This window comes from Kribbella sp. NBC_00482, assembly GCF_036013725.1.
Taxonomy (GTDB): Bacteria; Actinomycetota; Actinomycetes; order Propionibacteriales; family Kribbellaceae; genus Kribbella.
Map to the genome: position 1 here is coordinate 5,209,541 of NZ_CP107881.1, position 26,155 is coordinate 5,235,695.

At 68.3% G+C, this 26,155-nt stretch carries 20 protein-coding genes; 9 read left to right on the forward strand and 11 right to left on the reverse strand.

All coding sequences use genetic code 11. The features are described from left to right. Nucleotides 1–2 precede the first annotated feature (2 nt). From OHB24_RS25495 to OHB24_RS25505, 3 genes are all read right to left on the reverse strand, one after another. On the reverse strand, nucleotides 3–677 hold the full coding sequence (locus tag OHB24_RS25495) for an IMP cyclohydrolase (protein WP_327633357.1): 675 nt from the start codon (nucleotides 675–677) through the stop codon (nucleotides 3–5). Then, the gene (locus OHB24_RS25500) at nucleotides 674–1,549 is read right to left on the reverse strand and encodes an alpha/beta fold hydrolase (RefSeq protein WP_327633358.1); all 876 of its coding nucleotides are present in this window, start codon (nucleotides 1,547–1,549) and stop codon (nucleotides 674–676) included. The genes OHB24_RS25495 and OHB24_RS25500 overlap by 4 nt, the downstream gene beginning before the upstream one ends. A gap of 148 nt (nucleotides 1,550–1,697) precedes the next feature. Next, complete coding sequence (locus tag OHB24_RS25505) at nucleotides 1,698–3,710, reverse strand: MDR family MFS transporter (RefSeq protein WP_327633359.1); 2,013 nt, start codon at nucleotides 3,708–3,710, stop codon at nucleotides 1,698–1,700. Between the two features lie 138 nt (nucleotides 3,711–3,848). Between OHB24_RS25505 and hemW the strand changes: the two genes are divergently transcribed. The 3 genes from hemW (at nucleotide 3,849) to OHB24_RS25520 (ending at nucleotide 8,963) form a co-directional block, all read left to right on the forward strand. After that, nucleotides 3,849–5,084, forward strand: coding sequence for a radical SAM family heme chaperone HemW (gene hemW, locus OHB24_RS25510; RefSeq protein ID WP_327633360.1), 1,236 nt, complete (start codon nucleotides 3,849–3,851; stop codon nucleotides 5,082–5,084). A gap of 94 nt (nucleotides 5,085–5,178) precedes the next feature. Further along, complete coding sequence (locus tag OHB24_RS25515) at nucleotides 5,179–7,530, forward strand: polysaccharide lyase 8 family protein (RefSeq protein ID WP_327633361.1); 2,352 nt, start codon at nucleotides 5,179–5,181, stop codon at nucleotides 7,528–7,530. An 80-nt stretch (nucleotides 7,531–7,610) separates the two neighbouring features. Continuing rightward, complete coding sequence (locus OHB24_RS25520; protein ID WP_327633362.1) at nucleotides 7,611–8,963, forward strand: M60 family metallopeptidase; 1,353 nt, start codon at nucleotides 7,611–7,613, stop codon at nucleotides 8,961–8,963. A gap of 62 nt (nucleotides 8,964–9,025) precedes the next feature. Here OHB24_RS25520 and OHB24_RS25525 read toward each other — a convergent pair whose 3' ends face one another. Genes OHB24_RS25525 through OHB24_RS25540 form a run of 4 tightly spaced genes read right to left on the reverse strand, consistent with a single transcriptional unit; the run spans nucleotide 9,026 to nucleotide 13,833 of the window. Continuing rightward, nucleotides 9,026–10,285 carry an alpha-L-fucosidase gene (locus OHB24_RS25525; protein ID WP_327633363.1) on the reverse strand — a complete coding sequence of 420 codons (1,260 nt, stop codon included), beginning with the start codon at nucleotides 10,283–10,285 and terminating at the stop codon, nucleotides 9,026–9,028. Next, the gene (locus tag OHB24_RS25530; protein ID WP_327633364.1) at nucleotides 10,282–11,934 is read right to left on the reverse strand and encodes a hypothetical protein; all 1,653 of its coding nucleotides are present in this window, start codon (nucleotides 11,932–11,934) and stop codon (nucleotides 10,282–10,284) included. Before OHB24_RS25530 ends, OHB24_RS25525 begins: the two co-directional genes overlap by 4 nt. Before the next feature lie 10 nt (nucleotides 11,935–11,944). Continuing rightward, nucleotides 11,945–12,838 (reverse strand): carbohydrate ABC transporter permease, encoded by an 894-nt coding sequence (locus OHB24_RS25535; RefSeq protein WP_327633365.1) that lies wholly within the window; start codon nucleotides 12,836–12,838, stop codon nucleotides 11,945–11,947. Beyond that, nucleotides 12,835–13,833, reverse strand: a complete 999-nt coding sequence (locus OHB24_RS25540; RefSeq protein WP_327633366.1) for an ABC transporter permease — start codon at nucleotides 13,831–13,833, stop codon at nucleotides 12,835–12,837. The genes OHB24_RS25535 and OHB24_RS25540 overlap by 4 nt, the downstream gene beginning before the upstream one ends. Before the next feature lie 153 nt (nucleotides 13,834–13,986). On the opposite strand from OHB24_RS25540, the gene OHB24_RS25545 reads away from it, so the two are divergent. The 5 genes from OHB24_RS25545 (at nucleotide 13,987) to OHB24_RS25565 (ending at nucleotide 20,774) form a co-directional block, all read left to right on the forward strand. Beyond that, complete coding sequence (locus OHB24_RS25545) at nucleotides 13,987–15,030, forward strand: hydroxyacid dehydrogenase (RefSeq protein WP_327633367.1); 1,044 nt, start codon at nucleotides 13,987–13,989, stop codon at nucleotides 15,028–15,030. Nucleotides 15,031–15,190: 160 nt separating this feature from the next. Then, entirely contained in the window at nucleotides 15,191–17,023 is a 1,833-nt protein-coding gene (locus OHB24_RS25550; RefSeq protein WP_327641101.1) for a DUF2264 domain-containing protein, read from the forward strand. Beyond that, nucleotides 16,983–18,083, forward strand: a complete 1,101-nt coding sequence (locus tag OHB24_RS25555) for a LacI family DNA-binding transcriptional regulator (protein WP_327633368.1) — start codon at nucleotides 16,983–16,985, stop codon at nucleotides 18,081–18,083. The genes OHB24_RS25550 and OHB24_RS25555 overlap by 41 nt, the downstream gene beginning before the upstream one ends. Nucleotides 18,084–18,296: 213 nt before the next feature. Then, nucleotides 18,297–19,619, forward strand: coding sequence for an ABC transporter substrate-binding protein (locus OHB24_RS25560; RefSeq protein ID WP_327633369.1), 1,323 nt, complete (start codon nucleotides 18,297–18,299; stop codon nucleotides 19,617–19,619). A gap of 135 nt (nucleotides 19,620–19,754) precedes the next feature. Further along, on the forward strand, nucleotides 19,755–20,774 hold the full coding sequence (locus OHB24_RS25565; protein ID WP_327633370.1) for a LacI family DNA-binding transcriptional regulator: 1,020 nt from the start codon (nucleotides 19,755–19,757) through the stop codon (nucleotides 20,772–20,774). Here the strand turns inward: OHB24_RS25565 and OHB24_RS25570 are convergent. The 3 genes from OHB24_RS25570 to OHB24_RS25580 are packed head-to-tail and all read right to left on the reverse strand — an operon-like array spanning nucleotide 20,755 to nucleotide 22,675. Beyond that, nucleotides 20,755–21,168 carry a VOC family protein gene (locus tag OHB24_RS25570; protein ID WP_327633371.1) on the reverse strand — a complete coding sequence of 138 codons (414 nt, stop codon included), beginning with the start codon at nucleotides 21,166–21,168 and terminating at the stop codon, nucleotides 20,755–20,757. The genes OHB24_RS25565 and OHB24_RS25570 overlap by 20 nt on opposite strands. A gap of 37 nt (nucleotides 21,169–21,205) precedes the next feature. Next, nucleotides 21,206–22,042: a hypothetical protein gene (locus OHB24_RS25575; protein WP_327633372.1), complete on the reverse strand. Its 837-nt coding sequence runs from the start codon at nucleotides 22,040–22,042 to the stop codon at nucleotides 21,206–21,208. A gap of 3 nt (nucleotides 22,043–22,045) precedes the next feature. Next, the gene (locus tag OHB24_RS25580; protein WP_327633373.1) at nucleotides 22,046–22,675 is read right to left on the reverse strand and encodes a hypothetical protein; all 630 of its coding nucleotides are present in this window, start codon (nucleotides 22,673–22,675) and stop codon (nucleotides 22,046–22,048) included. A 102-nt stretch (nucleotides 22,676–22,777) separates the two neighbouring features. On the opposite strand from OHB24_RS25580, the gene OHB24_RS25585 reads away from it, so the two are divergent. Continuing rightward, complete coding sequence (locus OHB24_RS25585; RefSeq protein ID WP_327633374.1) at nucleotides 22,778–25,354, forward strand: DUF3376 domain-containing protein; 2,577 nt, start codon at nucleotides 22,778–22,780, stop codon at nucleotides 25,352–25,354. Here the strand turns inward: OHB24_RS25585 and OHB24_RS25590 are convergent. Then, nucleotides 25,329–26,153, reverse strand: a complete 825-nt coding sequence (locus OHB24_RS25590; protein ID WP_327633375.1) for a DUF3097 domain-containing protein — start codon at nucleotides 26,151–26,153, stop codon at nucleotides 25,329–25,331. The genes OHB24_RS25585 and OHB24_RS25590 overlap by 26 nt on opposite strands. Between the last annotated feature and the right edge of the window lie 2 nt (nucleotides 26,154–26,155).

A 26,155-nucleotide genomic window follows, 5' to 3' on the forward strand; every position in this document is an offset into this window, starting at 1 on the left:
TGTCAGCTGTTCGTTCGGACGTCCGCGAACGTCTGCTGGTCCAGGCGGACCGTCACGATCGCGACGCGCAGCGACGGGGTGAGGATGCTCCAGAGCGCGTCGCTGATCGTCGACCAGGCGGCCGGAACGGCGACTGTCGCGGGACGGCCGTGGGTGATGATGTCGGCCGCGGTGCCGTTGTAGGTCGTGGTGGTGAGGGCGGTGCCCGGTGCGATGCGGGCGGCGTACAGCGACGGGTGCTCGGTGAGTTCGGGCGCACCGTCGTACGCGCGGGCGGAGCCGATGACGACGTCTGTCAGTTCCGTGCCGTTGATCGTGGCGGCCGCGGTGATGCGTGGGGTGCGGATCGGCGGGTCGGGTTCGTAGGTCAGCTGTCGCAGGGCGAACTGGAGGTCGGGTTGCTGCTCGCGGGCGGCGGTCAGTTCACCGACCTGCGTGCCGTTGCCGACGATGACCCAGTCGTCCCCGCGGGTCGCCGCCGTGTAGTGGCGCAGGTCGTCGACCGGACCGCCGGAGGTGTCGCGGACGACGATCTCGCGGTCGTGGACGACGAGTTCGCGGGCCTGGGAGGCGGGGGAGCGGCCGGTCAGCCAGTACGTGAAGAACGGGACGCCGTCCACGTCACGGCCGATCGCGAGACCGCGGCCCGGGTACTCGACCGATTCGATGAGGTTCATCGGGCCAGGAACCTCCGGATCGCCTCGACGTACTCGCCGGGCTGCTCGTCATGGATCGAGTGCGCCGACCGGTCGAAGATCTCGAGCGTCGCCCGCGGCAGCCTGGTCGCGAGGTCGCGGGGCATGTCGAAGCCGACGTGGCGGTCCCAGAGGCCGGCGAGGATCAGGACGGGTACGTCGAGGGCGGCGAGGTCGTCGGCGAGCTCCACGCGTTCGTTGCCAACCAGCGCCATCGCCATCTCCGGGTTGGACTCGGGCGCGTTCTCGTCGTCGGGCGGGATGTTCGCCGGGTCGTGGTAGAAGAACCGGGCCGCGTTCGCGCTCCCCGCGATCGCTCCCAGTGCGGCGACCGTACGCTCGATCGACTCCGTGACGCCGTCGAGCTGCGCGCGGAGCGCCGTCCGCTCGTCAGGCGTGAGGAACACGTCGACAGCACCCGGCCGCATCGTCCACAGCCCCGGGTGCAACGGGTCGGTGATCGGCGGCGCGTGCAGGATCAGCCCGTCCACATGGTTGCTGTGAGCAACGGCGTACTCGGCGGCCAGCAGGCACCCGAACGACACGCCCCACGGCACGATCCGCTCGACGCCCAGCGCCGTACGCAACTCCTCGAGATCCGCGACCAGACGCTCCATCGTGTACGTCGACGTGTCGGACGGCCGCGCCGTACGCCCGCACCCGCGCTGGTCGTAGAACACCACCGGCGCCAACGTCGCGACCTCGTCCCCGACCGACCGCTCGATCGAGTAAGAACTCTCCCCAGGCCCACCGTGCACCAACACCAACGGCACCCCGCCGCTCGCCGCCCCAGCCACCCGCACCCAATGCTCAACCCCACCAGCGGTGATCGTCCGCACCCCATCGCTCAGCACGACGCGAGCATACGCCCGAGCAGTCCCCTAGCGGAGAGCGCCGACGCGCAGGACGATCCAGGGCACCTGGTAGGAACTGGGAATAGCCGATGGAGACTGAGCACCGGCAATAGCCTGTTCCCAGTCCCCGGCGGGGGTGCTCACTTGCTCAGGCGGTGGGGGTGAGGGCGGCGTGTTTGCCGGTGGTTAGGGATTGGCCTTGGTCGATCATTTGTTCGGCGATGCGGTCTACGGCTTGGGAGAAGGCTTCGGAGTTCTCTGGGTCCCAGTCGGTGAGGCGGTCGAGCATCCAGACGCGGAAGGCGCCGACGAAGCGCTGGAACATCTCCAGGCCCAGGGTGGTGAAGCGGTAGTGGCCGAGGGTTTCGGACAGGTAGCCGTCGGCAACCAGTTGGGCGGCGAGCGGTTCGAGGACGCCGGGTGGCATCCGGAGGTCGCCGGTCATCTCGGCCAGGGTCGCGGAACCCTTCTCGGCGCCGCCGCGGAACACTCGCATGATCATCCAGGCCTGAGCATGACTGAGCGGGATGCCCGACTCGGCGAGTACTTCGGGGGCCGGGTTGCGCTTGTGGTGGCGTACGACGAGGGCGGCGAGCTTCTGGAGTTCGTGTTCGGAGTCGAACGACGACGGCGCCGCGAAGCTGTCGCCGACGTCCGAGGCGGCCATCCGCGCGGTGTCGCGGAGCGGGACCTCCTTCAAGAGCAAGGCAACCAGGAAGCCGAGCCCTGCGACCGGAACCGCCCACAAGAACACGACGTGGAGCGAGTCGGCGTACGCCGCGGTGATGACGGAGCGCGCCTCGTCGGGAAGGGACCGGACACCCTCGACCGTTGACGCCACCCGGGGATCGACCTGCGCGGTCTGGGCCGCGACGCCGAGTCTCTCCGGCAACTGGTGCGCGTAGATCGAGCCGAAGACCGCTACGCCGAAGGAGCTGCCCATCGTCCGCAGGAAGCTCACGCCGGAGGTCGCGACACCGAGGTCCGAGTAGTCGACCGTACTCTGCACGACCACCGTCGGTACCGGCATGCACAGACCCACACCTAGTCCGAGTACGAGCATGAACCCGGCTGTCTCGACGTACGACGTGGTGTTGTCGAGGAGGGAGAGCAAGAAGAGCCCGACCCCGATCAGCACCGTCCCGACGATCGGGAACAGCCTGTACCGCCCGGTCTTGCTGATGGTCTGTCCGACGCCGACCGACGCGACCAGCAGCCCCAGGACGAGCGGCAGCATCTGCAGACCGGACTCCGTCGCCGAAGCGCCGTGGACGAACTGCAGGTACGTCGGGAGATATGTGACCCCGCCCAGCATCGCGAACCCGATGATGAAGCTCATGATCGAGCACACCGTGAACACGCCGGACCGGAACAACCGCAACGGCAGCAACGGTTCCGCCGCCCGTTTCTCCGCCAGGACGAAGAGCGCCAGCGCGACCACGGACCCGGCCGCCATCGCGATGATCACGGTCGACGTCCAGGCGTGCTCGTTCCCGCCCCACGTCGTCACCAGCGTCAGCCCGGTCGCGGCGAGACCGATGAACAGGATGCCGAGGTAGTCGATCTTCGGGCCGACCGCGGCCTTCACCGAGGGAAGGGTGATCGAGGCAACGATCAGGACCAGGATGCCGAGCGGGATGTTGACGTAGAACGCCCACCGCCAGCTCAGGTGGTCGACGAACAGTCCGCCGAGCAGCGGTCCCGCGACGGTGGAGACGCCGAACACGGAACCCATCACGCCCTGGTACCGGCCGCGCTCGCTCAGCGGTACGACGTCCGCGATCACCGCCATCGCGGTCACCATCAGCCCGCCGGCGCCGAGACCCTGGATCGCGCGGGAGCCGACCAGCCACAGCATCGAGTCCGCCATCCCGCAGAGCGCGGAGCCGGCCAGGAACAGGACGACGCTGAGCAGGAACATCGGCTTGCGCCCGTACAGGTCGCCGAACTTCCCGATCAGCGCGGTCATGATCGTCTCGGCGAGCAGGTACGACGTGACGACCCAGGACAGGTGGTTGGCGCCGCCTAGGTCGCTGACGATGGTCGGCAACGCGGTCGCCACGATCGTCTGGTCGAGGGCCGCGAGCAACATTCCGAGCATGATCGCCACCACGACCGCGTTCCGGGTGGCACGTCCGACAGGCTGAGCCTCGGTCTCCATGAGCCGAATGTAACCGCCCAAACACACTCAGCTACCGCAGAACCGCCGTCCGCTCCACTTTGAGCGCCGGCCAACCAGTTTTCGGGTCTCGAAATGGTTGGTGGGTGCTCAAGGTGATGTGGTCCGTACGATGGGGGCGTGCCGTCGACATTGCCTGAGGGGGAGGTTGCGCCTCGGGATGGGGCGTTGCCGGATGCTGCTGTGCGGGAGGCTGCTGGGCGGCCGTTGGGGTTCTACCTGCATGTGCCGTTCTGCGCGTCGCGGTGCGGGTACTGCGACTTCAACACCTACACCGCCAAGGAGTTGGGCGGTGGCGGCTCGCAGGCGTCGTACGCCGAGACCGCGGTCGACGAGGTCCGGATGGCGCGACGCGTGCTCCACGACCTCGACCGTCCGGTCGAGACGGTGTTCTTCGGAGGCGGTACGCCGACCCTCCTGCCGGCCGCGGATCTGGGGAAGATGCTGGCCGCGGTGCGGGACGAGTTCGGCCTTGCGCCCGGTGCGGAGGTGACGACCGAGGCGAATCCGGAGTCCGTGGATCCGGCGTACCTCGAGGCGTTGCTGGAGGCGGGATTCACGCGGGTGAGTTTCGGGATGCAGAGCGCGTCCTCGCACGTACTGCGGATCCTCGACCGGCAGCACACCCCGGGCCGCGCGTTGCAGGCCGTGAAGGAAGCGACCGCGGCCGGGTTCGAGCACGTGAACCTGGACCTCATCTATGGGACGCCGGGGGAGTCGCTCGACGACTGGCGGGCGTCGCTCGAGTCGGCGTTGTCGGCGCAGCCGGACCACGTCAGCGCGTACGCATTGATCATCGAGGACGGCACGCAGTTGGCGCGACGGATCCGGCGCGGTGAACTGCCGATGCCGGACGACGACGACTTGGCCGACAAGTACGTGCTGGCCGACGAGCTGCTGTCGGCCCAAGGGTTGCGGTGGTACGAGGTGTCCAACTGGGCACGCAGTACGGCGGCGCGCTGCCGGCACAACGAGCTGTACTGGCGCGGCGATACTTGGTGGGGGATCGGGCCGGGCGCGCACAGCCACGTCGGCGGTGTGCGCTGGTGGAACGTCAAGCATCCGAGCGCGTACGCCGAACGCATCAACGCCGGCGAGAGCCCGGCGCACGCGCGGGAGACCCTCGACGAGGAGACCCGGCGCGTCGAGCGGGTGCTGCTCGAGGTGCGGTTGTCGGCGGGGCTGCCGCTCGACGTTCTGGACGAGGCCGGGCGAGCCGCGGTCGATCAGGTCGTCGCCGACGGGCTCGCAGATATCTCTGGTGGCAGCGACCCGGGCTCTGGTGGCGGGCGGCTGGTGCTGACCGATCGCGGGCGGTTGCTGGCCGATGCGGTGGTCCGGGACCTGCTCCCGTGAAGTGATCAGAACTGATCACAGTCACCTGTTGACGACTGTTATGAGCAGACGGCAGGCTTGGCGGTAAGCGTTTACTACCGTTCGAGGAGTCGCGATGCCGCCCTTCATCCGTCGACGACTATTGCTTCAGGCCGGGCTCGCCGCCGGCGCGCTCAGCACGCTCGGGTTGCCCACTCGCGCGTTCGCGGAGGACGAGTACGACGTACTCCGCACCCGCTGGGCCGAACTCAACACCGGCGGGGCGATCGACGCGTCCGATCCGGCGTACGCCGATGCGCTCGCCGGCCTGAGCACGCAGGCGCAGCAGTACGCCGACACGATGATCACGTCGGCGGACCGGACGGCGCTCTGGCCGGATCTGCCGCTCAGTTCGACGAGCGGGAACTTCTCGATCAGCTACACGCGCCTGAAGACGATCGCGCTCGCCCGCGCGACCACAGGCACCACGCAGAACGGCGAACTGTTGAGTGGGGCGCTCGACTTCCTCAACGCGAACGCCTACAACGAGACGCTCAAGGAGACCGGGAACTGGTGGTTCTGGGAGATCGGCGCCCCGCGGGCGCTGCTCGACACCTGCGTCCTCGCGTACGACGTCCTGTCCGCCGAGCAGCTCACCAAGTACCTCACGGCCGTCGACCGGTTCGTCCCGGACCCGAACCGGCGTACCAACTCGCCGACGCTCCGCGAGACCGGCGCCAACCGTGTCGACAAGGCGCTGATCGTCGCGCTCCGCGGAATCGTCGGGAAGTCGGCCGAGAAGCTCACTGCCGCTCGTGACGCACTCAGCGACGTCGCCGAGGCCGGCAAGAACAGCGTCTTCACCTACGTCACGAGCGGCGACGGCTTCTACCGCGACGGCTCGTTCGTCCAGCACAGCAACCTCGCGTACGTCGGGACGTACGGCAACGTGGCGCTCGGCGGGGTCGCGAACCTGATCGCCCTGCTCGGCAGCTCCACCTGGGAGATCGCCGACCCGAACCGCGCCGTACTCCTGGACGCGGTCGAGGCGAGCTTCGCGCCGTTTATTGTCGACAATCTGATGATGGACTGCGTCTCCGGTCGCGCGATCTCCCGCGAACGGGCCGGCGACCACCGCAACGGCCACGGCACGACATCGACCGTTCTACTCCTCGCGAGTGGCGTCGCGGAGCCGTATGCCTCGCGCTACAAGGCGCTCGCCAAGGGCTGGATCACCCGCGACCGCCTCAACGACTACCTCCCGGGCGCGTCGATCCCGGAGATCTCCCGGGCGAAGGGCCTGCTCGCCGACAGCGGTGTCGTGCCGGCGCCGGCGGTCCCGCGGCATTTCCAGTTCTACAACCAGGACCGCGTCGTACACCGACGCCCGGGCTGGACGTTCGCGATCGCGATGTCGTCGAAGCGGATGGCGCGCTACGAGTGGGGCAACGGCGAGAACCTCCGCGGCTGGTACGTCGGCGACGGCATGACGTATCTGTACAACGGCGACCAGTCCCAGTTCAACGACGCGTACTGGCCGACGGTCGACGCGCAACGGATGCCCGGTACGACGGTCAGCACGCAACCCCGCCAACCGGGCGGCTCCGGGAGCGGCACCGGGACGGTCGCGGCGTACGCCGATTGGGTCGGTGGAGCGTCGTACAAGAATGTCGCCGGTGCGGTCGGCATGCACCTGATCAACCACGACAAGACCTTGCAGGCAAGGAAGTCCTGGTTCTGCCTGCGCGACTCGATCGTTGCCCTCGGCGCCGGGATCACCGGCACCGACGGCTACCCGGTCGAGACGATTGTCGACAATCGGAATCTCCACGAGAACGGCACGACCGCTCTGCGGATCGACGGCCGGCCAGCCGCGGACCAGAGGTACGACGATCCGCACTGGGCGCATCTGGACGGTGTCGCGGGCTACGTCTTCCCGCAGGGCGGGCAGCTGAAGGTCCGGCGCGAGGACCGCACCGGGTCCTGGTCGGAGATCAACGTCGGCAACGACACAGCGGGTTCGACCACGCCGTACACCCGCCGCTACGCGAGCCTGGTCCTGGACCACGGGACGGCGACCGGCGAGTACGCGTACGTCGTGTTGCCCAACGCAACCAGTCGGCAGACGGCGGAGCGGGCCGCTGATCCGGGGATGACCGTCCTTGTCAACAATCCGATTGTTCAAGCGATTCGGTCCCACCGCGAGGATCTGACGCTCGCGAACTTCTGGACGGCCGGTGCCGTGTCCGGGATCGCCAGCGACGGGCCGGCGTCTGTCGTGGTCGGGAAGGACGGACGAACGACGACGGTCGCGGTGTCTGATCCGAGTCGCACCGCCGGCGTCATCCGGCTGACCATCGACCGGAGAGTCGGCGCGGTGATCGCCAAGGATCCGGCGGTCACGGTGGTTGCTACCGGCAAGCAGCTGGTGCTGGACATCGCCGTCAGTGGCACGAAGGGCGCCACCCACACCGTGTCCTTCAACTGAGTTTCCGCAAGCAACCGGGGCCGGCGACAAGCGCCGGCCGGGTCGCCGGGTGCTGGCAAGTTCAACCAGGAGGTTGTTCGATGATGCCGCACGCCCGCCCGCAACAGTTCACGGGGCAGCTCACCAGGCGACGTGTCCTTCAAGTAGCCGGAGCCGGGCTGGCTCTGGCCGCCGTACCAGCGGTGGCCAGAGCACAGACCACCTACACCTTCACGATCCCCGCGTTGCCGTCGGCGCGGACGACCGAGCTCGACCGCACGCAGAACTCGCTGAGTGCCAGCGAGCTCCGCTCGACCGGCTTCTACCTGCCCGCGGACACCGCCCTCAACGTGGTCGTCCACGCGGGCAGTCTGGCGCCGACGCTCGTGATCGGCGCACCCGACGCCGACGCGCGCAAGGAGTTCAAGTCGCCCCGCGAGTACCCGCTCCAGGTCGGCCGCAACACCGTTACCGACGCCGGCGGTGGCGTCGTCTACCTCAAGCTGATCGGCGGCACCGGCCAGGCCAAGGTCACCATCGGCGACCAGGCCCAGCCGATGCCGTACTTCGTCCTCGGCCGCACCGGCGAGGCCGACTTCCAGCGCCAGCTCGACGAGCGCACAACGCCGTACGTCGAACTGCTGAGCCCGCACGCGATGATCACCGTCGAGCGCGCCTCGGCCCTGACGTATCGCACCGAGAACCACACCGACCTGCTGTCCACGTACGAGGACATCATCCGGATCGAGGACGCCACCAGCGGGTACGACGGATCCGCGCCGCAGCACGTCCGCCTCGCGCACCGGTACCACTTCGTCGGATTCCCGTCCGCGATCACCGGCGTCGGGGCGTACGCGACCCACGGCCACATGTCGTTCCCGCCGCCGATCCAGGACCGGATGCTGACCGTGGCTGCGCTGCGGACGCGCGGCTGGGGTATCTACCACGAGCTCGGCCACCAGCATCAGCAGATCACCTACAAGCCGAGTTCGCTGACCGAGGTGACGGTCAACATCTACTCGCTCGCGGTGAACGCGGTGTTCGCCACGAAGTACGGTCAGCAGCCGCGGCTGCACGCCCCGGACGCGAAGACCGGGCTCACGCCGTGGCAGAGCGCTCCCGGGAAGTTGCGGACGCCGGACGTCAACTACGGAACGACATTCGACCCGTACGAGAAGCTGGTGATGTTCGAGCAGCTCCGGCTGGCGTTCGGCGACAGCTTCTGGCCGAACCTGCACAAGCTCGTCCGGGTCGAGCGCCCGTACGCGAGCGACTACACCGACGAAGTACTGCGGCTGCGCAACCTCGTCGTTCTGTCCAGCCGGGCCGCCGGCCACGACCTGAGCGACTTCTTCCGCGCCTGGGGCGTCCCCGTCGACGCTGAAGCAACCGCTCAAATCACCGCCCTGCACCTGACCCCGCCGCCCGTCGACCCGTCAACAATCCGACAGTAGACAAAAGGACGAAGGCACCCACCGGGTCGAGGTGGGTGCCTTCGTCGTTCGGGGGTCAGTCGTCAGTCGCGGAGGAAGAGCTCGATCACGCAGCTGTCGACCTCGGGGGCGCGGTTCGGCAGCTTCAGCGTCAGGGTGTTGTCGGGCAGCCCGGTCAGGTACGTGTGCCCAGGCGCCGACGGATCGACGTCCACCCGCTTGACCTCGGACGCGTCGTGCAGGAACTGCGCGTACTCGACCCGATCGCCGAGCCCCGGCAGGTGCAGGTGCCCCATCGGCCACGCGAACACATGCAGATACAGCCGTCGGCCGTTCTGCGTGTAGCGGCAGTCCGCCGGCGGAACGTACGTGCTCGGCCCGCAGTCGCGGATCGACCGCTCGTGCAGTCGCATCCAGGAACCGATCCCGGACAGTACGTCGAGGGCACGCGGCTCCCATGCGCCGCGGCCGTTCGGGCCGACGTTGAGCAGCATGTTGCCGCCCTTCGAGACCGCGTCGACCAGCATCCGGATCAGCAACGCCGGCGACTTCCAGTCGTGGTTGTCGCGGTGGTAACCCCAGCTGCCGTTGAGCGTGTGGCACGCCTCCCACGGCACCTGCGTACCGTTGCTGGCGGCAACCTCGTTGCCCGGCGGCTGGACCTGCTCCGGCGTGGTGAAGTCACCCGAACCGAGTCCGAGTCGATTGTTCACCAGGATCCCGGGTTGCAACTCGCGGACCATGGCGAGCAGTTCGGCGGACCGCCACTCGTCCGGGCCCTTGGCGTTGAACCCGCGATCGGCGTACGAGAAGTCGAACCACATCACGTCGATCGTGCCGTATCCCGTGAGCAGCTCGCGGACCTGTCCGTGCAGGTAGTCGGCGTACTGCGAGACGTCGCGGTCCGCCGTACGGTCGATGAAGTCGACGTCCTTGCGCTGCGGGTGGTACAGGTCGACCGGGAACTCCGGGTGGTGCCAGTCGAGCAACGAGTGGTACAGCCCGATCTTGAATCCGCGCTCCCGGAACGCGTCGACCATCGGCGCGAGCAGATCCTTGCCCCACGGCGTGTTCGGCGCCGAGTAGTCGGTGAGCTTGGAGTCCCACAGGCAGAACCCGTCGTGGTGCTTGGTGGTGATCACCAGGTAGCGCATGCCCGCGTTCCAGGCGTCGTCGGCCCAGCGCACCGGGTCGTACAGATCCGGCGAGAAGTGGTCGAAGTACGGCTGATAGTCGGCGTCGGTGAGCTGTTCGTACGACTTCACCCACTCGTGCCGCGCCGCGGCCGCGTAGATGCCCCAGTGCACGAACAGCCCGAACCTTGCCTCGGTCAACCAACTCATCGCGGGCTCGCACCGCCGAGGGCCGACTCGAACTCACCGCGGATCTTGTCACCACCGTCCTTGGCCCACTTCTTCAGCGCGGTGTCGAAGGCGCTGATCGGCTTCCGTCCGGCGATCACGTCGTTGCGGATGTCGTTCAGCGCCTGCCCGATGTCACCGCCGGACTTGTCGTTGGTCGGCGAGATCAGCGAGGCGGTCGGATCCTTGACGACCAGGCCGATCAGCTTGGTCAGGTCCTCGTGCGCGCGCTCGACGTACGTCGGGAACTGCGCGTTGTAGAGCGCCTGCGGCGGCGCGGTGATGTACTTCCACGGCACCGTCAGCTCGGCCTCGCCCTTGCTGGTCAGCGTCGGGTTGCCCTTCGCATCGCGGGTGAAGTCGACGCCCTCGACGCCGTACGTGAGCAGCAGGTTCTCGGTGCTGCCGAACGGCGCGGCGAAGAAGTTCGCCACCGCGAGCAGCTCCTTGGCGCGCGGCTCGTCGGCCTTCTTCATCAGCGTGTACGCGAACAGGATGTTGTCCGACCAGGTGTTCGCCTTGCCGCCCTTGGGCGCCATCGGGACGAACGCCCGCGGGTCGTTCTTCGGGTCCAGGCGGGACATGTCCTTGACGTAGCCGGAGTACGCCGGGAACCCGTCGTACACCAGCGCGCCCTTGCCGGAGCGGAACGCGTTCTTCCGGGCGGTGCCGTCGATACCGTCCGAGCCCGGCACCGTGACGCCGGCCTTGACGAGTTGAACGGCGAACTCGAGCGCCGCCTTGTACTCCGGCGTCTCGAAGCTGCGGACCAGCTTGCCGCCGTCCTCCTTCCAGCCGTTCGGTACGCCGAACATCTGCTGGACCATCGTGAAGAACGTGTTGCCCTTCGAGTTCACGATCGCCCACTGACCCTGCTGCGGTTTGGTCAGCTCCTTGCACGCGGCCAGGAAGTCCTCGGCGGTGGCCGGGTACTCGATGCCGGCCGCGTCGAAGAGCCGCTTGTTGTAGAAGCCGGCGCCGCCGGTGATGCTGCGCGGGATCGGCAGTCCGTAGATCTTGTCCTGCACGACGCACGCCTGCCAGATCACCTGCGGAATGTTGGCCAGGTTCGGGTAGTCCTTGACCTTGTCACCGGACAGGTACGGCGTGAGGTCCGTGCACTTTGCCGACAAAAAGGCCGGTAGATTGTTGACAAGGCTGGAATCCGACAACAGGACGAGATCCGGCAGCTCGTTGGCGGCCAGCACGGTCTGGAACTTCGTCGCCCAGTCGCTGTCCGGGACGATGGTCAGGTCGAGGGTGCCGCCGAGCTTCTGCTCGACCGCCTGCCAGGCCGCGTTCTTGTCCTTGGCCGGCGGCAGCGGGTCGAAGATGTCGGTCATCACGCTGACCTTGCCGCCCGACAGCGGCGGCGTCTTCACGGTGGTGACGAGGTCCTTCGGATAGGTCAGGTAGCCGGGCGGTACGCCGTCCGCGGTGCCCGCCAGATCCGGTTTCGGTCCCTCGAACGCGACGTACGTCGGGAGCGTCACCGAGGAGGCCCGCGCGGGACCGGCCGTCGTACTGCCGTTGCTGCAGGCAACCAGCGTCGGCACACCGGTGGCGCTCATCACGGCGACACCGACAGCACTGCGCAGGAAGCTCCGGCGACTGAGAGATGGGGTGGTCACGGTCTTTCTCCTAACCCTTGATGGCGCCGGTGAGTACGCCCTTGGTGAAGTAGCGCTGCAGGAACGGGTAGACGCAGAGGATGGGCACGAGCGCCACGACGACGACCGCCATCTGCACGGCCTGGATCGACGCCACCGCCTCGCCGGGCGACTCGGTGGCTCCGCCGACCGGTTGTCCCTGCAGGACGTAGAGGCGCAGGACGAGCGGCAACGGCCACTTGCCGGTGTCGCTGAGGTAGAGCAGTGCGTTGAAGAACGCGTTCCAGTGGCCGACGGCGTAGAACAGCGCGACGACCGCGAGGACCGCCTTCGACAGCGGCAGCACGATCCGGACCAGGATCGCGAGGTCGCCGGCGCCGTCGATCCGCGCGCTGTCGAGCAGCTCGGCCGGGATGTTCTGGAAGAAGTTGCGCAGTACCAGGAAGTTGAAGGCGCTGACCAGGCCCGGGACGATCAGCGACGCGTACGAGTCGTAGAGCCCGAGCGCCTTGATCAGCAGGAAGTTCGGGATGATGCCGGCCCCGAACAGCATGGTGAACAATACTGCTGTCAACACGAACCGCCCGCCGACGATCGGCCGGCTGAGCCCGTAGGCGAGCGCGATCGTGACGACCAGGTTCAGCGCCGTACCGATGATCGTGATGCCCGCGCTGACCAGCAGCGCGTGACTCACCACACCGCCGGCGAAGATCGTCTTGTACGCCGCCAGCGTCGGCTCGCTCGGGAACAGCGGGATGATGCCGCCGCGCCTCGTGATCTCGGACTCGCCGGCGAGGCTGGTCGCGAGGATGTTGACGAACGGGTAAAGCACGAGCAAGCAGACGATCGCGATCACCACGCCCTTGATCGCCAGCCCGGCCTTGGTCGGGGCCTCCATCCACGGCGGCCGCTGCGAGGTCTTCATCGCGAGTAGATCCCTTCGTGGCCGAAGCGGTGGGCGAGTTTGTTGGCGCCGAGGATCAGGACCAGGCCGATGACGCCCTTGACCAGGCCGACCGCTGCGGCGGGACCCCACTGGCCGTCGAGCACGCCGTGGAAGTAGACGTAGGTGTCGAGGACCTCGGCCGCGTCGGCGCCGACGGCGTCGCGTTGCAGCAGGATCTGCTCGAAACCGACCGAGAGAATGCTGCCCAGATTGAGGATCAGCAGCAGCAACGTCACCGGCACGATGCCCGGCAGCGTCACGTGCCAGAGCCGCCGCCACCGGTCCGCGCCGTCGATCGCGGCGGCTTCGTAGTGCTCGGTGTCGATGTTGAGCAGCGCGGCGAGGTAGATGATCGTGCCCCAGCCGGCGTCCTTCCAGATCAGCTGCAGCGTCACCAGCCAGGGGAAGAAGCCGGAGCTGGTCATCAGGTCGACGCGGGGCAGGCCGAGCTCGCCGAGCAGCTGGGGGAGTAGGCCGGTGCCGCCGATGAGCTGCTGGCTGATCGAGATCAAGATCACCCAGCCGATGAAGTGCGGCAGGTACACGACGCTCTGCACGAACCGCTTGATCTTCGGGCTGATGATGCTGTTCAGCAGCAATGCCAGGCCGATCGGCGCGGGGAAGAACAGGACCAGCTGCAGTACGGCGAACTTCAACGTGTTCAGCAGGGCGCGATAGAAGTCAGGCTCGGCGAACACGCTGAAGTTGCCGAGGCCGACCCACGGGCTGTCCTTGAAGCCGAGGTACGGCTGGTAGTCCTGGAAGACGATCACGTTCCCCAGCAGCGGCACGTAGTGGAACACCACGAAGAACAGGAAGCCGGGGAGGACCAGCAGCAGCATCACCCGGTCGCGACGCAGCCTGGCGCGCAGGCTCGGTCCGGCCTGCGCCCGGCGTGCCGCCCGACGCGCGGCGCGGTCGGCGCGGTCCCCGCGGTCCGGCGCGCGGCCGGCGGATCGGCTGACGCGATGCATACGGCGCCTCCTGATAGTAAGCGTTTGCTGTCCCGGGTGGCAGTAACGATGAAACGTTTACCGCCTTGCTGTCAAGCGCTTGGGGAAGATTGTCTTGACCTTCACCGGATCTCGTGTCTACGGTTTCCAGTAACCGTTTACTAGGAGTGATCCGTGCCGAATCCTGAACCCGACCGGGGCAGCAGTCCGCGGTTGCGCACGCTCGTGGCGATGCCCGCGGACACCTGGTCGGAGGTCCTCACCCCAGCAGCCCGCACCCGTCTGACCACCGCCACCGAGGTCCTCGGGGTGCGGGACGGCGTGCCGCGGTTGGAGGGTTCTTTTGGTGATGTGGCGGACGAGTTGGCTGACGCCGAGGTGCTGCTGACTGGGTGGGGGTGTCCGCGGATCACTGCCGAGGTGCTGGATGCGGCGCCGAAAGTGCGTGCGATCGTGCATGCGGCCGGCACGATCAAGACGTTCGTCGATCCGGTTGCCTTCGACCGCGGGGTCGAGGTCTCGTCGGCGGCCGCGGCGAACGCGGTGCCGGTCGCCGAGTTCACGCTCGCGGCGATCGTGCTGGCCGGGAAGCGGGCGTTCCGGCACCGCGACTGGTTCCGTACCTCCGGGGTGAAGCGTCCATTGCCGGGGGCACCGATTCTCGGCACGCTCGGTACGACGGTCGGCGTGCTCGGAGCGTCGCGGATCGGGTGGCTGGTGCTGGAGCGACTGCGCACGCTCGACGTCGACGTACTGGTGAACGATCCGTATCTGAGTCCGGAAGAGGCCGCGGAGCTCGGGGCGCGGTGGTGCGAGTTACCGGAGCTGTTCGCAGCCAGCGACATCGTGAGCGTGCACGCGCCGTTGCTGCCGGAGACCGAGGGATTGGTGTCGGCGGGGTTGCTGGCCGCGATGCCCGACGGCGGAGTGCTGATCAACACCGCGCGGGGAGGGCTGGTTGATCATGTGGCACTCGAGCGTGAGTGCGTCTCCGGGCGCCTCGACGCGATCCTCGACGTCACGGACCCCGAGCCGCTGCCACTCGATTCGCCGATGCTCCAGCTCCCGAACGTCTTCATCACCCCGCACCTGGCCGGTGCCATGGGCAACGAGTCCACGAGACTCGGTGACGCCGCCGTAGCCGAGATAGAACGCCTGGCCACCGGCCAACCGCTGGCCCACGGCATAACACGCGACGACCTCGGCCGAATCGCATGAACCGCTCCCACCGGGCACCACGAGCGAATGTGTGCCCACTGACGGGTTATGTCACCGCTGGCCTGCTACAACCTGCCATCGCGTACACAACCCGCCAGCCCACAGCATCACAGGTGCTGACAGGGGGTCGGATCGCGTGAGGTTGCCTGCGCCGGATCGGGTGTTGTCTTCGCGGACGGGGTATACGCGGGAGACTTGGTTGGCGGTGGCCGATCATTTGCTGGACTCGTTGGTGCCTTGGTTTTCCACGAGTGGGGCGCAGGTGCGGTTGCCGGGGCGGGGGAGTTGGTCGGGGGCGGACTGCGACGGGCTGGAAGGGTTTGCGCGGTCGTTCCTGCTGGCTGCGTTCCGGATCGCGGCGGACGGCGGGGACGATCGGCTGGTCGAGCGGTATGCGAGCGGCCTGGTGGCCGGTGCGGCGGGTGAGTGGCCGCGGTTGACGCCGTGTTCGCAGCAGATGGTGGAGGCGGCGGCGATCGCGGTCGGCCTGCACGAGTCGCGGGCGTGGTTGTGGGACAGGCTCGACGTACGCGAGCAGCAGGTGGTCGTCGACTGGTTGAGCGGGTTCGTCGGCTCACGGACGTGGGACAACAACTGGCGGCTGTTCCAGGTCGTCGGCGAGCAGTTCCTCGCGTCCGTCGGAGCGCCGTACTCGCAGGACGACATCGACGCGGGCCTCGACCGGATCGAGGACTGGTACGTCGGCGACGGCTGGTACTCGGATGGTCCGGGGCAGAACTTCGACCACTACATCGGCTGGGCGATGCACCTCTACCCAGGCCTGTGGACGCGGATGGCGGGACCGACTGCGGACGGTCGCCTGGCTGTCTATCGCGAGCGTCTGCACCGATTCCTCGAGGACGCCGTACACCTCACCGGTTCCGACGGCGCACCCATTCACTTCGGTCGTTCGCTCTGTTATCGCATGGCCACTGCAGCGCCGTACTGGATGGGCGCGCTCCTCGACGCGACGCCGCTGACGCCCGGACAGACCCGCCGGCTGTGCTCCGGCACCTTGCGCCACTTCGTCGACCACGGCGTCCCCGACGACCGTGGACTCCTGTCACTCGGTTGGCATCACCACTTCCTCCCGACCACGCAGCCGTACTCCGGACCCGCGTCGCCGTACTGGGCTTCCAAGGGCTTCCTCGGCCTCCTGCTCCCGGCCGACCACGACGTCTGGACCGCCCGCGAGTCCGCCCTGCCGCTCGACGAAAGCGACCAGGTACGGGCGATGCCGGCGCCCGGGTTCCTCGTCCAGGCCACCAAGCACGACGGCATCGTCCGCCTCCTGAACCACGGCAGCGACCACGGAGCCGAGGGCGACGCCCACTACAACCGCCTCGCCTACTCGAGCCGAACCGGCCCCGAACTCACCGGCGAACACCTCGACAACCACGTCACGCTCATCGGCCCCGCCGCGTCACCCGACCACCGGGAAAGCATCAAGCGACTTCGGGTGTCGGGAGCAACGGCGGCATCGTGGTGGAAAGCGGGCGGTGCACGGATCGAGGCAGCGAGCGTCGTGCACGGGCGGATCGAGGTGCGGTGCGTGCTGATCGACGGACCTGAGGGCGTGGTCCGGCACGGCGGTTACGCGGTGGCGAGCGCCGAGCTGCCCGAGGTCGACGTGGAGACAACGCGGGCGCAGGCGACGCGGGTCGACAGGCTGACGTCAGTGGCCGTCGGGTTGCATGGGTACGAGCGTGCCGCCGTACGACGGGGGCTCGATGCGAACGCGTTCGGTCCGCACTCGGCGACGCCGTACCTGGAGGCTGAGCACGACGGGAAAGGTCCGCTGGTGCTGGTGTCTGCGGTGGTACTGTCCGGCGACACGGTCTGGCCGCGGCAACTGGCCGAGAGCATCGGCGTGACGGTGCACGGGCTGCACGTCACCGTTCGGTTCGCCGACGGTACGACGGCCGACGTACAGCTGGGTGAGGAGGTGGGTGATGGCGGCGGAACCGCCCCGGTCGCGGGCGCGCCGGCGTGACCCCGAGTCCTCGCGGACCATCCGGGACGTGGCTGCTCGCGCCGGCGTCTCCACCGCGACCGTCTCCCGTGTTGTCAACGGCAACTATCCGGTCGCGGCCTCGACCCGGGCCGCGGTCGAACGCGCGATGCGGGACCTCGGGTACGTCGCGAACGCGCACGCCCGCGCACTCGCCGGGTCCACCACCCGCGTGGTCGGCATCGTGGTCAGCGAGATCGTCGATCCGTTCTTCGCCTACATCGCGCGCGGCGTGCAGTCCGAGGCGCTCGCGTCCGGTCGCCTCTGCCTGGTCTGCTCGACGCAGGGCGGTGAGTCCGCCGAGCTGCGGTTCGTCGATCTCCTGCTCGAACAGCGCGCCGACGCCGTGATCCTGGTCGGCGGCGCGGTCGAGGACAAGGAATACTTCGCCGCGGTCGGGCAACGCGCCCGTCAGCTGGCGAACAACGGTTCGAGTCTCGTCCTTTGCGGACGGCCGGGGCTGGAGGACGGCGTACCGGCGTACGCCGTCGAGTACGACAACACCGGCGGCGCGGCGGCGATCACCGATCACCTGCTCAGCGCCGGGCACACCAAGATCCTCTATCTCGGTGGGCCGACGACCCTGTCCACGACGACCGCGAGGCTCCGCGGCTTCCGGCAGGCGTTCGCCGCGCGCAAGCTCGAACACGACCCGAACCTGGTCCGGACCGGCGCGTTCGGCCGGCAGTGGGGATACCAGCAGACCCTCCGCGCGCTCGACGACGGGCTCGACTTCACCGCGATCTTCGCCGCCAACGACATCGTCGCCGCGGGCGTGTACGCCGCCCTGCGCGAGCGCGGCCTGCGCATCCCGGACGACGTGTCGGTGGCCGGGTACGACGACGTACCGGTGGCGACCGAACTGCAGCCGGCGCTGACGACCGTCCGGGTACCGCTGGAGGAGCTCGGGCGGGCCGCCGTACGGGCCGGGCTCGCCGGTCAGCAGCCGAGTGCGGACCCGTTCGCGCATCAGCAGCCGATGACCACGCTCGGCACCGTCGTCGTGGTCCGCGACTCGGTCGGACCGCCTGCGAGGCGCTGATCACTCACAGCGAACTCCCAGGCTCGGAGGCCCTGGGTGATCGCGGTGATTCGCAGCGTGACCAGCGGTGACACTATGTCAGGACCTGTTCGGCCTCGTGTCTCAGTGTGACGACGCGATGCTTGACATATCCACTGTGGACGCTTGAGACTCAGCTCACTTTCGCGATCCGAGAGCGCTCTCAATCCCCGTCCGAGTTTCAGGGAGCTTCGCATGCGGCCCAGTGCCCGCTATCGCCCCGTAGCCGGTGTCCTGGCCTGCGCCGCGATCCTGCTCGCCGCTGCCTGCGGCGGCGGTTCCGGCACCCCCGAGTCCGCCGGCGCCAAGGCCGACGGGCCGAAGGTCGAGCTGACCATCGCCACCTTCAACGAGTTCGGGTACGCCGACCTGTACGCCGAGTACGAGGCCGAGCACCCGAACGTCACGATCGTAGAGCAGCACGCCAAGACCGTCGACGACCACGTCAAGAACCTGGACGCGAACCTCGCCCGCGGCACCGGCCTGGCCGACATCGAGGCGATGGAAGTCAGCTGGATCTACAAGTACGTGGCCAAGGACGACAAGTTCGTCGACCTGCGCAAGTACGGCGCGGACGACCTGCGGGACCGCTGGCTGGACTGGAAGGTGGCCGGCGCGACCACGCCGGACGGGAAGATCATCGGCTACGGCACCGACATCGGCCCGGAGGCGATCTGCTACCGCCGCGACCTGTTCCAGAAGGCCGGGCTGCCGACCGACCGGGCCAAGGTGGCTGAGCTCTTCCAGGACTGGCCGTCGTACTTCGCGGCCGGGCGGAAGTTCAAGGAGAAGGTCCCGGGTTCGGCGTGGTACGACTCCGCGGTGCTGACCTGGGAAGCGATGCGCAACCAGCTGATCCAGGCCTACTACTCGAACCAGGACCGCTTCCTCGGTGACGAGAACCCGCTGCTGAAGCGCACCTGGGACCAGGTGGTCGCGGGCAGCAAGGACGGCCTGTCCGCGGGGCTGCCGGCCTGGAGTGACGCCTGGAACGCCGCGTTCCGCAGCGACAAGTTCGCGACCATGGCGTGCCCGGGCTGGCTGCTCGGCGTGATCCAGGACCACGCAGGTGCCTACGGCAAGGGCAAGTGGGACGTTGCCGACGTGTTCCCTGGCGGCGGTGGCAACTGGGGCGGGTCGTACCTGACCGTGCCGGCACAGTCGCCGCACCCCGAGGAGGCCGCCAAGCTGGCCGCCTGGCTGACCGCGCCGGAGCAGCAGGTGAAGGTGTTCAAGAAGATCGGCTCGTTCCCGTCGACGCTCGACGCGTACAACGACCCGCAGGTGAAGTCGCAGGTGAACGCGTACTTCAACAACGCGCCGGTCGGGCAGATCTTCGTCAACCGGGCCCGGAACGTGATCCTCAAGCAGCACAAGGGTCCTCGCGACGGCGAGATCAACCAGATCTTCAGTGCGGCGCTGTCCCGCGTCGACGACGGCAAGCAGACGCCGGACGCCGCCTGGAAGCAGGCCCTCGCCCAGGCAGAGAAGGTCGCCGACACCCGCGTCGGCAATTAGGTCCTGTCTGGTGGTCCAGCCAGGACCTGAACATATCTGCCAACACGCCACGTCCCGCGGCCAACGACTGACGCGCGTTCGGCCGGGGAGGTACTACGGTGTGAACGCGGGCCAATCGAGAACTGAGGAGTGCCGATGAACGAGTCTGGTTCTCCGACGTTGGAGCAGGTCGCGGCGCTCGCCGGGGTGTCGCGGGCAACGGTCTCGCGGGTGGTGAACGGATCGCCGAAGGTGCTGCCGGACACGGTCGCCGCGGTCGAGCAGGCGATCCTGCAGCTCGGCTACGTGCCGAACCGGGCGGCTCGTGCGTTGGTGACGCGGCGGACCGACTCGATCGCGATCGTCGTACCGGAGCCGGACAGCCGAGTGTTCTCCGACCCGTTCTTCGCCGGCATGCTGAGCGGCGTCAGCCGGACGCTCGCGCAGACGTCGTCCCAGCTCGTGCTGCTGATCGAGCCGGCCCCGGAACCGACCGGGGCCGACGACCAGCGGCTGCTGCGGTACCTGCGCGGCGGGCACGTGGACGGCGCGATCATCATCAGCCACCACGGCCGCGACAACGTGCTGCAGGAACTGGCGCAGTTGCCGTTGCCGATCGTGTTCAGCGCGCGGCCGCTCGGGGTCGACGTACCGGTGGCGAGTGTGGACGTGGACAACGTCGCCGGCGCCCGGACCGGGGTCGAGCACCTGTTGTCGATCGGCCGCCGCAAGATCGCGACGGTCGCCGGGCCGCTCGACATGACGGCCGGCATCGACCGCCTGACCGGCTACCAGGAAGTGATGAAGGAAGCCGGACTGCCCGCGATGATCGCGTACGGCGACTTCACCGCCGACGGTGGTGAGCAGGCGACGCTGCGCCTCCTGGACGAGCACCCGGACCTGGACGGCCTGTTCGTGGCGTCCGACCTGATGGCGACCGCGGTCCTCCGCGTCCTGTCGCAGCACGACCGCCGCGTCCCCGCCGACGTGGCAGTGGTCGGCTTCGACGACTCCGTCCTGGCCACCACGACCACCCCCAAACTCACCACGGTCCGCCAGCCCGTCGAACAACTAGGCGCCCGCCTGGCCGAAATTCTCCTGGCCAAAATCGCCGGCGCCGACCTGACGTCCCCCGAGATCTACGACACCGAACTCATCATCCGCGACAGCGCCTGACGCCAGTGACCTGGCCGTGCTGGTCTGTGGTGTAGTGGCCCGCGCTGAGATCGACCAGAACGAGTTGGTTCCCGAACGGGTCGGACACGGTCGCGACGCGGCCCACCGGGATGTCGGTGGGGCCACCGAGCAGCTGACCACCGGCTGCTGTGATCTCCTCGATCGCCTGGTCCACCGATCGCACCAACCAGTTGGGCCCGGGTGGCAGACCTGTCGAGATGACGATCTCGGTCGCCGAGTCCGGGCAGCGGAGGCCGGCCTGCCCGAGGTCGTCGTTGCGCCACAGCAGGTCATGTCCCAGCTGGTCCCGATAGAACCGCAGGCCTGCGTCCAGGTCGGGGACCGTGAGGACGACCGCATCAAGACTGCGAAGTACAGGAGCGTCAGCACTCATGAACGACATCGTCGTTCGGGGGTCCGACATTTTCCGGCTAGGGCGGGTCGTTCTCGAACTGGAACTGGACCCGGATGGAGTTGTCGAGGGGGAGGATCAGCGTGGTGTTCGACGCGGACCAGTTCGTCGGCATCAGGAACAGGCGGTTCTCGCCGACGACCAGCAGGCGTAGACCGCGGTAGCGGTAGTTGAACGTCTGCCCGGCGCCCGCGCGCAGCGCTGTCTCTTCGATACCGGGGGAGCGCAGCGCGAGCTTCTCCTTGGTGTCGAGGATGACCACCGGGAAACGGTCCGGGTGGCGGGCGTCCGACTTGGCGAGGCCGAGGCCGGAGTACTGGGCGATCGTTGCGGTGGCCCAGAAGGCGCAGATGACGGTGACGACGGCCAGGAGTGCGATGAGGATCCGTTGGGGACCGACGGACGGGTCGGCCTTGCGGCGTAGATAGGTGAGGTAAGCAAGTGTCGCGGCGGCCAGGCCGATGACGGCGGGCACGATGAGCGGGTAGAACGCGATCCCGCCGATCAACGGATAGGCGAGCAGGCCCGCGACACCGACGGCGAGGACCAGTACGGCGATCCGCGCGGCTCGCCGTACGCCGGTCGGCGTCGGGTGGATCGCGTTGTGGATCAGCAGCGCGGCGACCACCAGCAACGTGATGACGAGCAACGGGACGAGCAGCGGTTGCGGACTCCGCATCACGTAGTCCTGCGTGCTGAGCCCGATCGTGTCGACGTCGATCCCGAAGTACTCGTACTGCGAACGCGCCGACACGTACCCGAAGTAGAACAGCAGCGCGCTGACCAACGTCACCGGTGTGACGATGCCCGCCGCGAAACTGATCCACCGCTCAGCCTGCGACCGCTCGTCCGCCATCCGTCAGCCGTCCGACGGCGTCTCAGCGGGCGTCTCTGGCGTCTCGCTCGGTGCCGGGCCGCCGAGTGCGCGCGAGTCGAACCCGATCTGGCTGATGCCACCAGGCTTGAGCGCCTTGCAGTCTTCCGCGGTTGCGCACGTTGCGTCCGCCGCGATGATCAAGGTGGCGTGGTGTCCTTCGGCGTTCGTCACCTGCCGGACTCCGGCGAAGCAGGCCGGTGTGTCGCCGGCGCGGATCTGGTGCCCGGAGCACCCCGGGCTCTGGCCGCCACAGGCGGACTGGTCGATCTCGAAGTCCTTGCCATCCTGACTCAGAGTGGGCTCGCGGTAAGTCACTGTGGCCCCTTGCGGAAGCTCCAGTCCGGTCAGGCTGACCCCGACGCATTGCTTGGCCTGGTCGTCCGGCTGGTTCGCCTCGGCGCCCGGACCGATCGGGAGCGTTGCGATCTCGACCGACGGCTTGTTCTCGCGTGGCTGCGTCGACTCGGCGCCCGTCGGCTCGGGAGCAGGCTCGCTCGTGCTCTCGGAGGTCGTGGTCGTGTCCGGTGGCGACGTACCTTCGTCACCCGACGTGTCGGAGCACCCCGCCACCAGCAGTGCGGTGACGGAAACCATCACAGCCCAGGCGCGCATCACGACCACCCCCACCCACAGGATGACCCTGCGTGCAGAACCCCACAACCGTTTGTTCACTCTCCGCTGCGACGACCGGTCATCCGTGATAGTTCTAGCCCCATGACCGACCACGAGATTCGGATCGCGCTGGTTCTGAACGGTGGTGTCAGCCTGGCGGTCTGGATGGGCGGGGTGACGCATGAGCTGGATCTGATCCGGCGCGCGTCCGGCGGCGGTGATGCGCCCGGTGCGCAGCCGTACGACGCGGTGCTCGCGGATCGCTGGCGGGAGTTGTGCCACCGTGGCGAGGAACGACGCCGGGTCGTGGTCGACGTGATCGCGGGGACGAGCGCCGGCGGTCTGAACGGTTCGCTGCTGGCGACCGCGATCGCGAACGGCTCGACCCTCGACCCCGGTGGCGACAACGGTCCGTGGCTGCGGCAGAAATGGATCGGGCTCGGGTCGCTCGACGTCGGCAAGCTGGTGCCGTCCGCGGGCGTGAAGTCGAGCTCGGTGCTCGACGGCAAGTACTTCCTGCGGCAGCTCGAGGGTTTGCTCAAGGGCGTCGCCGACGCGGGCGAGAGCGACGCGGAGGAGCCGGTGACGTTGTTCGTCACCGCGTCCGGGCTGGGGGTGCAGCAGTTCGAGGCGAAGGACGCCGCGGGCCAGGCGTTCGTCGTACCGGATCATCGGTACCTGTACGGCTTCACGAGTGAGGACGCGCCGACGTACGACGGTGCGCAGCGGAAGTTCACCGTCGAGGACAAGAACGGACTGAAGGACACCGACCTGCTCGCGCGGGCTGCCCGTGCGTCCGCGTCGTTCCCGGCCGCGTTCGGTCCGGTACTGGAGACGCCGGAGCTGGCTGCGGCACCGCCACGGATCCAGCCCGGTCCGGCCGAGTCCGGATCGTGGCTCGTCGACGGCGGCGTCCTCGACAACGCCCCGTTCGGCCCGGTGCTCGACGTCGTGGCCCGGCGTCCGGTCAACGGCAAGGCGACCCGCTACGTGCTGTACGTCGTACCGTCGGCGGGGATCGGGCACGCGTCGACCGCGTTGTCCGGCGCGAAGGAGCCGAGCTGGCGGGTGTCGGCGCTGTCCGCGGTGCAGTTCCCGCGCGAGGTGGACTTTCGCTCCGATGTCGAGCAGCTGGAACGCCTGCTGCTGGAGGCAGACGCGTCCTGGTCCGACTCCCAGCGGCTCTTCGATCGTTGCCTGAAGCAACCAGATGAGCGGGTGCGGTTGAAGGCGGCGGCCGAGGCGCTGCAGCCGGCGTACTCGCGGGGGCGTGCGGCCGGCGGCGTGTGGGAGGCCGTGACGATCGCGAGCCACGACCAGTCGACCGTGCTGGACGCCGCGACCGCTCTGTCGGAATCGGAGATCGACGAGATCCTCACCACCGAGCATCCGTGGGTCCCGGGTCCGGACGGCTCCACGGCGGCCCTCCGGGACGATGCCGACGGCAACCCGAGCTGGTTGTGGGGGACCGGCGCCGCCGAGCGGATCGTCCGGCTGATCCTGCGCTCGCTGCGGAACCGGATCAGCGCGGCGCCGCAGGACGAGCGCGCCGAACTGGACAAGCGGCTGACCGCGGCGAGCGACTGCCTGATGAAGGTCCAGGCGGTCCGCGACGCACTCGACGTACAACTCGCCGCCGCGAATCTCGATCTCCGTCCGGCCGGTGGCGCGGAAGCGGTAGCGGTCGGGCTGAACGACATCTTCGAGCAGTTGCAGATCCAGCGCGCACTCGGCGACGCGTTCGCGACCCTGATCGCGGTGGTCGGCTGGGAGCTCGTCGACACCGCGCTCGAGGTCGAGATCGTTTCCCGTTGTACGTCGGCTCGTACGCCGCAGCAGCGCAGCGCGCCGTTCCAGTTCCTCCGCCTCGGCCCGGACATCCCGCTCGCGGTACTCGACGAATTGCAGGAAGGATCGATCGCCAACCAGCTGAACGACCGCATCCTGTACGGCAGCCAGGTGGGCCACTTCGGCGCGTTCGGTGCGGCCGACTGGCGGCGGTGGGACTGGCTGATGGGCCGGTTGCACTGCGTCGCGCACCTCGGCGCGATGCTCGGTGCGGACGCGGACTGGATCCGCGAGACCCAGCGGCAGGTCCTGCAGGCCGAAGGCTGGCAGCTCGACGCGGTCGCCGAGCGGATCGAGCGGCTGGCCAGGGACTTCCCGGTCGATGCCGGCATCGGCGCGCTGGTGACGATGCGGGACGAGCTGAACGCGTCACCCGAAGGCCGGGCGATCACCAAGGGCATCGCGGACCGGATGGTCGATGTCTCCGGCGGTCTCGGTCCTCAGGTCGGCAGCTGGGTGAAGGCCGCCGCGGGCCGCAAGCAACAGCCTGGTTCGTGGCTGCTGCGGACCGCGCGCTGGTTCACCGAACCGGCCCGGCAGACGGTGTGGGAGCGGATGGTGCGCGGCGCCAAGCTGACCCCCGCGCACCGACCGGCGATCTTCGAACCATGGTTGCCTGCAGCAACAGCTGCCGCCGGCGTCGTACTGCTGGTGCTCTCCGGTGCCGTCGACGCCATCCGGATCCCGGCCGCGGTGCTCGCCGGCGCGGTGCTGGCCCTCAGCGCGGTGCTCGGCGTCATCACCTGGTACGTACGCCGCGCCCGCCGCCGGATCCGCGCCTGGATCGAGAAGCGGGTACCGGAGATCAGTCAAGCGTCACGAAATCGATGAGTTCTTCGACGCGGCCGAGCAGCGACGGGTCGAGGTCGGCGAAGCTGTTCACCTTGGACAGGATGTGTTTCCAGGCGGCGGCGACGTCGGCCTGATCGGTGGCCGGCCAGCCGAACGCCTGCAGCACGCCCTTCTTCCAGTCCTGCCCGTGCGGGATCCGCGGCCACGCCTTGATCCCCACCGACGACGGCTTGACGGCTTCCCAGATGTCGATGAACGGGTGGCCGACCACGTGCACGTACCGGTTCGACACCTGTGCGGCGATCTTCGACTCCTTCGACCCCTCGACCAGGTGGTCGACGAGTACGCCGAGCCGCCGGCCGGGAGCGGGCTGGAACCGGTTGACGATCTCGACCAGGTCGTCGATGCCTTCGAGGTACTCGACCACGACGCCCTCGATCCGCAGGTCGTCGCCCCACACCCTCTCGACCAGCTCCGCGTCGTGCCGTCCCTCGACGTAGATCCGGCTGGCCCGCGCGACCCTCGCAGGTGAGTTGTCGACGGCCACCGATCCCGAGGCGGTCCGGGTCTTCTTCGCCGGACCGGCCTTCTTCGGCGGCTTCAGGCTGACCGGTTTGCCGTCGATCCAGAACCCCGGACCGAGCGGGTACGTACGGATCTTGCCGTGCCGGTCCTCCAGGTCGACGACGCCGTGCTCCCAGCGCACGATCGCCCCGACGAACCCGGAACTCGGCTCCTCGACGACCATCCCCTTAGCGATCTCGACCTCGACGGTCCGCCCGTTCTTGGGCTTACGCCAGTCACCCGAAAGCACGTCGTTCCCATACCTGTCAGCCACCC